The 8,546-nt window shown below is 65.1% G+C and carries 9 protein-coding genes and 1 pseudogene; 5 read left to right on the top strand and 5 right to left on the bottom strand.

Annotated elements, in window-relative coordinates; all coding sequences use genetic code 11:
• Positions 1 to 88 (bottom strand): annotated as a pseudogene (locus ACRCSW_RS03150) (IS1595 family transposase); the annotation flags it as partial.
• A 194-nt stretch (positions 89 to 282) separates the two neighbouring features.
• Here ACRCSW_RS03150 and speB point away from each other — a divergent pair.
• The 5 genes from speB to ACRCSW_RS03125 all read left to right on the top strand — a co-directional run bounded on the left by speB (position 283) and on the right by ACRCSW_RS03125 (position 4,596).
• On the top strand, positions 283 to 1,248 hold the full coding sequence (speB, locus tag ACRCSW_RS03145; RefSeq protein WP_438702531.1) for an agmatinase: 966 nt from the start codon (positions 283 to 285) through the stop codon (positions 1,246 to 1,248).
• Between the two features lie 12 nt (positions 1,249 to 1,260).
• The gene (locus ACRCSW_RS03140; RefSeq protein ID WP_438702530.1) at positions 1,261 to 1,737 is read left to right on the top strand and encodes a DUF1499 domain-containing protein; all 477 of its coding nucleotides are present in this window, start codon (positions 1,261 to 1,263) and stop codon (positions 1,735 to 1,737) included.
• A gap of 42 nt (positions 1,738 to 1,779) precedes the next feature.
• Positions 1,780 to 2,835, top strand: coding sequence for a peptide chain release factor 1 (gene prfA, locus ACRCSW_RS03135; protein ID WP_438702529.1), 1,056 nt, complete (start codon positions 1,780 to 1,782; stop codon positions 2,833 to 2,835).
• Positions 2,832 to 3,689 (top strand): peptide chain release factor N(5)-glutamine methyltransferase, encoded by an 858-nt coding sequence (gene prmC, locus ACRCSW_RS03130; protein WP_438702528.1) that lies wholly within the window; start codon positions 2,832 to 2,834, stop codon positions 3,687 to 3,689. Before prfA ends, prmC begins: the two co-directional genes overlap by 4 nt.
• Positions 3,690 to 3,867: 178 nt before the next feature.
• Positions 3,868 to 4,596 (top strand): DUF4167 domain-containing protein, encoded by a 729-nt coding sequence (locus ACRCSW_RS03125; RefSeq protein WP_438702527.1) that lies wholly within the window; start codon positions 3,868 to 3,870, stop codon positions 4,594 to 4,596.
• A 114-nt stretch (positions 4,597 to 4,710) separates the two neighbouring features.
• Here ACRCSW_RS03125 and ACRCSW_RS03120 read toward each other — a convergent pair whose 3' ends face one another.
• The 4 genes from ACRCSW_RS03120 to ACRCSW_RS03105 form a co-directional block, all read right to left on the bottom strand.
• Positions 4,711 to 6,369: a vWA domain-containing protein gene (locus tag ACRCSW_RS03120; protein ID WP_438702526.1), complete on the bottom strand. Its 1,659-nt coding sequence runs from the start codon at positions 6,367 to 6,369 to the stop codon at positions 4,711 to 4,713.
• A gap of 229 nt (positions 6,370 to 6,598) precedes the next feature.
• Positions 6,599 to 7,144, bottom strand: coding sequence for a fasciclin domain-containing protein (locus ACRCSW_RS03115; RefSeq protein WP_438702525.1), 546 nt, complete (start codon positions 7,142 to 7,144; stop codon positions 6,599 to 6,601).
• 108 nt (positions 7,145 to 7,252) lie between these two features.
• Positions 7,253 to 7,918, bottom strand: coding sequence for an anti-sigma factor (locus ACRCSW_RS03110; protein ID WP_438702524.1), 666 nt, complete (start codon positions 7,916 to 7,918; stop codon positions 7,253 to 7,255).
• Positions 7,915 to 8,448: a sigma-70 family RNA polymerase sigma factor gene (locus ACRCSW_RS03105; RefSeq protein ID WP_438702523.1), complete on the bottom strand. Its 534-nt coding sequence runs from the start codon at positions 8,446 to 8,448 to the stop codon at positions 7,915 to 7,917. The genes ACRCSW_RS03110 and ACRCSW_RS03105 overlap by 4 nt, the downstream gene beginning before the upstream one ends.
• Between the last annotated feature and the right edge of the window lie 98 nt (positions 8,449 to 8,546).

Genomic DNA, 8,546 nt, shown 5'->3' with positions numbered 1-8,546 from the left:
TCAGATCAAGGGCAAACAGGCGCAGAAGATCGCGGAACTTGCGCTCCGAGATTCTCCCCCGAAACAGATACCGGTTTTTCCAAGCCATGAGAGCACCTTAGCACGCTCCCAGAACCCCTCAGCTAGGGTAGACCCTTGGGCAAAGATGAAAGCGGTGAATCGCAGTGACGCGATCTAGCCTTGGGTTGACTACGGCTGCCGGGCCTCTACACCCTTTGCGCTGACGGATGAGCGCGGTCTCCGGGTTTGCAAACGATAGCGCGATCCTGGAGGGAGGCTCAGATGGCCCTGGAAGATGCCAAGAACGAAGTCGATACCGCGATCACCCGGAAGGGGTTGCGGGGCTATGCCTTCGAGAATGCGTTCGGGGGGGCGGCGAGTTTTCTGCGCCGGACCTATACGAAGGACTTGGCCGGGGTCGATCTGGCCGTTACCGGCGTGCCGTTCGATCAGGCGGTCAGCCACCGGTCAGGGACGCGGTTCGGGCCGCGGGCGATCCGTGAGGCGTCTAGCCTGATGCCCTACGACCCGCCTCCCGGCTGGGGGACGGATCCGCTGGAGGAGCTGTCGGTCGTCGACTATGGCGATGTGGCCTTTGACTATGCGAACGTGGCGGAGTTTCCCGAGACGCTGACGGCGCATATCCGGGGGATCCTTGCGGCTGGGGCGGGGTCGGTGGTGTTGGGGGGCGATCACTTCATCACCTTCCCGATCCTGAAGGCCTATGCCGAGAAGTTCGGGCCCATATCCCTGATCCATTTCGACGCGCATTCCGACCTTTGGCCCGACGACAACCCCTTGCGGATCGACCATGGGACGATGTTCTACAAGGCGGTGAAGGGCGGCTATGCGGACCCCACGACCTCGGTCCAGATCGGGATCCGGACGACGACCGAGGATTATCTTGGGGTGAACGTCATCACGGCGCGGGAGGCGCATGAGTGGGGGGTCGCCACGGTGGTTGAGAAGGTGAAGGGGATCGTGGGGAACCGGCCCACATATCTGACCTTCGACATCGATGCTTTGGACCCCGCCTATGCGCCCGGTACGGGGACGCCGGTCTGGGGTGGGCTTTCCAGCTGGCAGGCGGCGGCGATGCTGCGCGATCTGGCGGGGATCAACCTGGTGGGTGGGGATGTAGTCGAGGTCTCGCCGCCCTATGACACCACGGGGGCCACGGCGATTGCGGGGGCGCATGTGGCCTATGAGCTTATCTGCCTTTATCACTGGGCGAAGACCAAACGATAAGGGCGGCGGCGCATGACGGTGTACTTCATACTTGGGGTTGTCGCCATACTGATGGGGGCCTTTGGGCTCTACGTCCGGTTTGCGCCCTCCGATCCGGCGGTCTGGCAGATCTGTCCAATCCCGCCTCTTCCGGCAACCGGTCAGCATGTGATCACGCCATTGGACGACCCTGCCGCGATCACCACGACGATGAACTCGGCGCGGGCGTTCGTCTGGCTACCGGGTCGGCTGCCGGAGGTTCTGCAGCGACTGGACAAGATTGCGATGGCGACGCCACGGACGGTGCGACTGGCCGGCAGCCCCGAGGGTGGGCGGATCACCTGGGTGACCCGGTCGGCGCTCTGGGGCTTCCCCGACTACACGACTGCGGAGGCCGGGCAGTCGGACGTAGCAACGGCTGACATCGCGATCTTTGCCCGGTCGCGGTTCGGGCGGTCGGACTTCGGGGTGAACGCGGCGCGGCTGAAGGATTGGCTGTCGCGGCTCTAGCGCCCCCTTGACCGTGGGGGCCGAAGGGGCCAAACCCCGGCCATGGTTCCGTTAGACAAGCTTGCCCAGATCACCCAGCGGTTCGAGTTTCTCGAAGCCCAGCTGAACACGGGCGCCGCCCCGGCCGAGATTGCGCGGATCAGCAGGGAATACACTGACCTCAAGCCCGTGGCCGAGGAAATCCGCGCCTACCGGCAGGCGCTGGACGATCTGGCCGAGGCGGAGGCGATGCTGTCCGACCCCGAGATGAAGGCCCTGGCCGAGGAGGAGCTGCCCCGGCTGAAAGCGCGGATCCCCGAGATGGAGCAGGCGCTGCGGCTGGCTTTGTTGCCGAAGGATGCTGCGGACGCCCGCCCGGCGATCATCGAGATCCGGCCGGGGACAGGGGGTGATGAGGCGGCGCTCTTTGCGGGTGACCTTGCGCGGATGTATCAGCGGCATGCGGAACGGATGGGCTGGCGCTGGGAAGTGCTGGAAGAGCAGGCGAGCGACCTTGGGGGTCTGAAGGAACTGGTGGCGCTGGTGTCGGGCGAGGGGGTCTTTGCCCGGCTGAAGTATGAGTCGGGTGTCCACCGGGTGCAGCGGGTGCCCGAGACCGAAGCACAGGGGCGCATCCATACGTCGGCCGCGACAGTGGCGGTCCTGCCGGAGGCGGAGGATGTGGATATCGATATCCCCGCCAGCGACATCAGGATTGATACGATGCGGTCCTCCGGTGCGGGCGGGCAGCACGTGAACACCACCGACTCGGCGGTTCGGATCACGCATTTGCCAAGCGGGATCGTGGTGACCTCGTCCGAGAAATCGCAGCACCGGAACAAGGAAATCGCGATGCAGGTGCTGCGGTCCAGGCTTTACGAGGCGGAGCGGGAGCGGCTCCATTCGGAGCGGGCGGCGGACCGGAAGTCTCAGGTCGGAAGCGGGGATCGGAGCGAGCGGATCAGGACCTACAACTTCCCGCAAGGCCGGATGACCGACCACCGGATCAACCTGACGCTTTATGCCCTGCCGCAGATCATGGGCGGCGATCTCGACGAGGTGATCGACGCGCTTGTCGCCCATGACCAGGCCGGGAAGCTGGCGGAGATGGAGGGATGAAGGCCTCTGATGCCCTGCGCCGCGCCATTCCGCTTCTCCAGGACGCCAAGATCGAAGACGCGGCCCGCGATGCGCGGGTGCTTCTGGCCCATGCCCTGGGCATCGCACACGACCGTCTGACGCTGAAGCTTCCCGACGAGATGACGGAGCCGCAGGCGAAGTCATACGAGGAGGCTCTGGCGGCCCGGATCGCACACCAGCCGGTGGCCCAGATCACCGGGCGGCGGCTCTTCTGGGGCCTCTCGTTCCGCGTCACCCGCGATACGCTCGACCCGCGGCCCGAGACCGAGACGCTGGTGGCCGAGGCCTTGTCGCGGCCGTTCCTGAAGATGCTGGACCTTGGCACCGGGACGGGCTGCATCCTTCTGTCCTGCCTCAAGGGCATGCCGATGGCGCGGGGGGTGGGGACCGATATCTCCGACGCGGCACTGCAGGTTGCGGTCGGGAACACACGTGATCTGGGGCTTGAGGCGCAGGCGAGGTTCCGGAAGTCCGACTGGTTCTCGGCCGTCACGGGGGCGTTTGATCTGATCGTCTCGAACCCGCCCTATATCGCTGCGGCCGAAATGGCCGACCTTGCGCCCGAGGTTCGGGACTGGGAGCCGCATCTGGCGCTGACGCCGGGCGGCGACGGGCTGGACGCCTACCGGGCGATTGCGCGGGGGGCGGGGGCGCGGCTGGTGCCGGGGGGGCGGCTGCTGGTCGAGATCGGGCCGACGCAAGGGCAGGCCGTCGTCAGCCTGTTCCAGGCGGCGGGGCTGGACGCGATCCGCATTCTGCCCGACATGGACGGGCGCGACCGGGTGGTCACCGGGGCGAAACCTGGCCCAGCGGACAGTGGCGGCGCTGCCTGAGACCCGCGCAATCCGCCAGGTTCATGCAAATATCACTTGTCAGGCGTCCCGGCCTGTGATTACTGGGCTGCGCTACGGGCGGGATTGCACCTGCCTTAGCAAATGCCGGCCTTGCTGACTCAATTCAAGCTGCCCACGACGGGCGGCGGTTGCAGGCCAAAGCCATCATAAGGACCAGATGCGCTCTTCCAAGAAACGCTCGCGTTCCAGCCAGAACCGCCCGCGCACCCTCGGCAACATCGTAAACCGCGTCTTCGATTCCTCGGGTCCCGAGGGCAAAGTGCGTGGCACGCCGCAGCAGATCATCGAGAAGTACCAGATGCTGGCGCGCGACGCCCAGCTCTCGAACGATCGCGTTGCGGCCGAGAACTTCCTGCAGCACGCCGAGCATTATACCCGCATGCTGGCCGAAGCGATGAAGGAACTCGCTGCCGAACAGGAAGCGCGGCAGCAGCAGTACCAGCAAAGCGGCCAGAACGGCGGTCAGTATGGTGGCCAGAACGGCGGGCAAAACGGGGGCCAGAATGGTGGCCAGCAGGGCCAGCCACGTGGCGACCGGCAGGATCGTCCGGATCGCCCGGACCGGGGCGAACGTGGTGACCGGCCCGAACGCCAGGACCGTGGCGAACGCCGGGACTTCAACCGCGACTTTCGCGCCGAGCGGGATTTCGGGTCCGAAGAGCAACCGGCTGTCACCGATGTCATCGACCTTGCCGCAGGTGACGACACCGGGCTGATCGACACGCCGGAATCGGTGGTTCGGCCAAGGGTCGAACCTGAGACACCTGCTGTCGAGGCCAAAGCCCCAACCGGGGAAGAGCGCGCCAGCCGTCGGCCGCGCGGGCCACGCAAGCCCCGAGGCGAGGGTAAGCCGGACGGAGAGCCGCCGAAAGAAGCGGCTGAGTAACAGCCCTTTCAGTGCAGGAAAGCCGCCCTTCCGGGTGGCTTTTTCATTTTGGATCAATCGGTTCTGGGGCGATGTTGGCGAACGCCTCATGCGGTCGGCCCGCGACTTCCCGCATCAGGGCGCCGGAAGCGTCAGTTCGGTCCGCTCGCCGGCTTTCACCGCGAGGGGCGTCTCGGCTGACTTGCCGTCCTTACTTACAACGACAGCGTATTCGCCTGCCGGAAAGGCGTATTGCCAGTTCGGCCCGTAGGAATAGCCGAAGGACGCCCGGTTGCCGTTGATATCGGGCTTCGGAGACAGAACCTCGATGAACTCGTCGCTCTGCGTCGTGAAGGCCGCGATGCCCGCGTTGAGCGGCACTGCGATGTCGATCCGCTCGCCCACTTTCGCGGTGAAAGGCACTTCGGCGACGGCAGCGCCGAGCTTGACCACAGCGACGTAGTCGCCTGCGGGAACGTCGAACGTCGCGCCCGCCCCATAGGTATAGCCAACCGACTTGCGGTTGCCGTCGATGTCCTTCTTCGCCTCGACTATTTCCACGAAGTGCTCACCACCCTCGACCTTCATGCCTTCGGTGTAGAACGCCTCGACCGCGGCCACTCCGACGCCGATCACCAGGTCCAGATCGGTGACCTTGCCTGCTTCGATCACCACGGACTGGGTCGTCTCTGCGGCGCCCAGGCGTGCAAGAAAGCCATATTCTCCCGAGGGGAACACATAGTAGGCCGACCCGTAGCTGCTTTCGCCGATATCGTTCGGGCCGCGCATCTCCCAATAGGCATCGGGGTCGGGATCGGCCCCCGGGGCAGGCCGAAGGGTCAGCTTCAGGATGCCGGCATCCAGGACGGCGACAGGCTCGGAAAGCGCGGTTTCCGGCCCGATTTCAACGTCTTGCGTCACGATTGCATCATGCAGTCTAGTGCGCATCTGGTACTTGCCGGGGGCAAGCGCACCCTTGGCTGTGCCGTAGATGGTCGTGGATTCGGCTGCAACCGTGCCATCGGCGGCAATTGCGAAGAAATCGTAGTAGACGTCGTCGTTGAGGTCTTCTTCCGGTTCCGGCCCGCCTGCGGCCAAATGCGCGATGGGATCGACGTTTTCGGCCAGCTTTTCGGGCTCCGGGGGCGGCGTGGGTTCCGGTTCGGGTTCAACCACGGCGACGGTGGTCTTCAGGGCCTCGACGAGGCTCCCGGCATCCTTGGCCTCGATGTACTTGCCGCCGGTGTTCTCGGCGAGGCAAGCGACGGTGGCACCTTCCTCGGCGGTCAGGCCGAAGCCTACGACATGGGCGGTGAAGTCGACGCCCGAGGCTTCAAGCTCGGCCCCCAAAGCGCAAGGATCGGCCTCGCAGGTCTCGATCCCGTCGGTGATGAGGATGACGGTTGCCTTTGCTTCGGTCGATTTCAGTTCGCCAGCCGCACGGCGGACCGCTTCTGTGAGTGGGGTTTTGCCAAGGAATTTCATCGCATTGGCGGCGTCTGTTATAGCGCCAGAAGTCCCCGCCGCCGGGGGCACGACCAGCTCGATATCCTCGCAAGACCCCTTTTCGCGGTGACCATAGGCCATCAGGCCCAGTTCGGTTTCTGCGGGAACGCCGGAGAGCACGGCGGAAAGAGCCTCGCGCGCGATCTCAAGCTTTGCGCGGCCGTCGATCTGGCCCCACATCGAGCCTGATGCGTCGAGAACGATGATCGATTTGCCCTCGGCCAGAAGTGGCGATGAAAGAAGGGCATGGGCAAGAAAGGCGGCAAGAACGGGTTTGAAGGGGCGCATAATCGGGCTCCGGGATCGGATGAAATCACGGGGAGCCTAAGGCAGGGGCCGGGCACCGGTCAACGGGCGTGCGAGTACAAAAAAGGGGTCTTCGGGACGTGCCCGAAGACCCTACCAAGAGCCGAAGGCGGGAAGAGGGGATTTGCATCACCTCCGGACCCTGGCGGACGTCCGGGCGGCTAGGCTGAGTGACCAACCCAGCCGCCCGGGTGACTGCCTGCGAAAGGGATCACATCGCGGGCAGAAGCACCGTGTCGATGACGTGGATCACGCCGTTCGATTGCTTGACGTCTGCGATCGTGACGGTAGCGACGTTGCCCTGGCCGTCCTTGATCTTGATCATGTCGCCTTCGACCATGGCGGTGAACTCGCAGCCGCCGACGGTCTTGATCGTGTGCATCCCGCCGTCATCCGCGATCATCTTGTTCACGTCGGCAGCAAGAGCGTTCGCGCCCACGACATGGCAGGTCAGGATCTTGACCAGCGTGTCCTTGTTCTCGGGCTTCAGCAGGTCTTCGACAGTGCCCGCGGGCAGCTTGGCGAAGGCGTCGTTGGTCGGGGCGAAGACAGTGAAGGGGCCAGCGCCCGACAGGGTTTCCACCAGGCCCGCGGCCTGAACGGCGGCAACCAGGGTGGTGTGGTCTTTCGAGTTCACGGCGTTCTCGACGATGTTCTTGTCTTCAAACATCGGCGCACCGCCGACCATCGGGTTTTCGGCCAGCGCCATGCCGGTGCTGAGGGCACGGATCGCAGTGGCGAGTTTCAGAGCTGTCATGGTGGTTCTCCCTTCGGTGTTCAGGCGGGGTCATTCCCGCCTCACATCCGAAAGAACGGCGCCAATTCGGGGAAGTTTCAGCGCGAGCTCGCGCTCACGCTCTCGTGATCAGGCGTCGTCGCCGATCCTCTGCATCAGGATCACCGATGCGCTTGGCACGCCCGTTGTCGAACCGCCGTCGCGCTCAAGCGACACAGCCAGGATATGGCCTTCGGGCGGTGCAGGGTATGTGACGACCAACGGCTCGTCCTGCAAGAGACCAAGCGACACCGGGCCTTCACCGGGGGCAATGACCCAAAGCTCGTGAACCTGTCCGGCAGGCGCCGGGACACCCGCGACGCGGGTCACCTGCAGCGTGTCACCAAAATGGCTGACCTCGTAAGCGAGGCGGTTGTCGGGCGTCGCCAGCATCGCCACAAGCTCCGACTGGGGTGGCGCGACCAGGGCCAGGACCGCCAGAACCAGCGAGGCCGCGACAACTGCGCCGGAAAGCCAGCCGAAAAGCCCGCCACGCCAGGCGGGACTGCTTGTTGCCGCCTTCGGGAAGAGCCGCGCCTCGATCTTTGGCAGCAGATTTGGCGCGGGCGCCTCGGCGTATTCGTCGTTCAGGTCTGACAGGCGAACCTCCCAATCGGTAACGAGTGCGGCAAAGGCGGGATCGCGCTTGATGCGGGCCTCGGCCTCGGCGCGTTCGGAAAGGTCGAGGACGCCCAGCACATACTCGGCGGCCAGCGCGTCATCGGCTTCGCGGGGGGTGAGGGGTGCGTCGGTCATGTGTCGAGGCACTCCTTCAGCTTGAGGAGGCTTCGGCGCAGCCAGGTGCGCATGGTGTTGAGCGGCACGGCATGGCGGGCGGCAAGGTCGACGTAGGAGAGGCCGTTGAGGTAGGCACCCTTCACCGCATCCGCACGTTCGGGTTCAAGCGTGGCGAAGCAGTCGGCCATCCGCTTCGCCTCGCCTTGCGCCACCAGCCGGGTTTCGGCGCGGGGCGCGCTGTCGGCTATGGTCTCCAGTTCGTCGTCGCTTTGTGCATCCGGGCGGGCCCGCAGCCGGTCGATCGCAAGGTTACGGGCGATGGCGATGAGCCAGGTCATGCCCCGGCCTTTCGCGGGGTCATATCGCCCCGCGCGCACCCAGACCCGTGTGTAGACCTCCTGCAACGCATCCTCCGCTTCCGCGCGTTCCTTGAGGATACGGAGGAGGACCCCCATGAGTTTCGCAGAACTGTCACGATAGAGTGTGCGGAAGGCCGCCCGGTCCTGGGCCGCGCATTTCTCGATCAGGGCGGCGATGGGGTCGTCCATGCCGCGAGGTTACGGATTTTCCCTGATAGCGCAAGCGGTTCGCTCGTCGTTCGACTTCGTCTCCTCCTCGCTGGGACGCGCCGACGAGGAGACGAAGT

The sequence above is a fragment of the Tabrizicola sp. genome, assembly GCF_051645465.1.
Lineage (GTDB): Bacteria > Pseudomonadota > Alphaproteobacteria > Rhodobacterales > Rhodobacteraceae > Tabrizicola.
The sequence above is the reverse complement of the archived record's forward strand: the minus strand, read 5'-3'. Positions and strand labels throughout refer to the sequence as shown.

Bases quoted from the DNA above. Each gene is read 5' to 3' on its own strand.
- speB (WP_438702531.1), top strand. From the start codon at position 283: ATGGCCCTGGAAGATGCCAAGAACGAAGTCGATACCGCGATCACCCGG.
- ACRCSW_RS03140 (WP_438702530.1), top strand. From the start codon at position 1,261: ATGACGGTGTACTTCATACTTGGGGTTGTCGCCATACTGATGGGGGCC.
- prfA (WP_438702529.1), top strand. From the start codon at position 1,780: ATGGTTCCGTTAGACAAGCTTGCCCAGATCACCCAGCGGTTCGAGTTT.
- prmC (WP_438702528.1), top strand. From the start codon at position 2,832: ATGAAGGCCTCTGATGCCCTGCGCCGCGCCATTCCGCTTCTCCAGGAC.
- ACRCSW_RS03125 (WP_438702527.1), top strand. From the start codon at position 3,868: ATGCGCTCTTCCAAGAAACGCTCGCGTTCCAGCCAGAACCGCCCGCGC.
- ACRCSW_RS03120 (WP_438702526.1), bottom strand. From the start codon at position 6,369: ATGCGCCCCTTCAAACCCGTTCTTGCCGCCTTTCTTGCCCATGCCCTT.
- ACRCSW_RS03115 (WP_438702525.1), bottom strand. From the start codon at position 7,144: ATGACAGCTCTGAAACTCGCCACTGCGATCCGTGCCCTCAGCACCGGC.
- ACRCSW_RS03110 (WP_438702524.1), bottom strand. From the start codon at position 7,918: ATGACCGACGCACCCCTCACCCCCCGCGAAGCCGATGACGCGCTGGCC.
- ACRCSW_RS03105 (WP_438702523.1), bottom strand. From the start codon at position 8,448: ATGGACGACCCCATCGCCGCCCTGATCGAGAAATGCGCGGCCCAGGAC.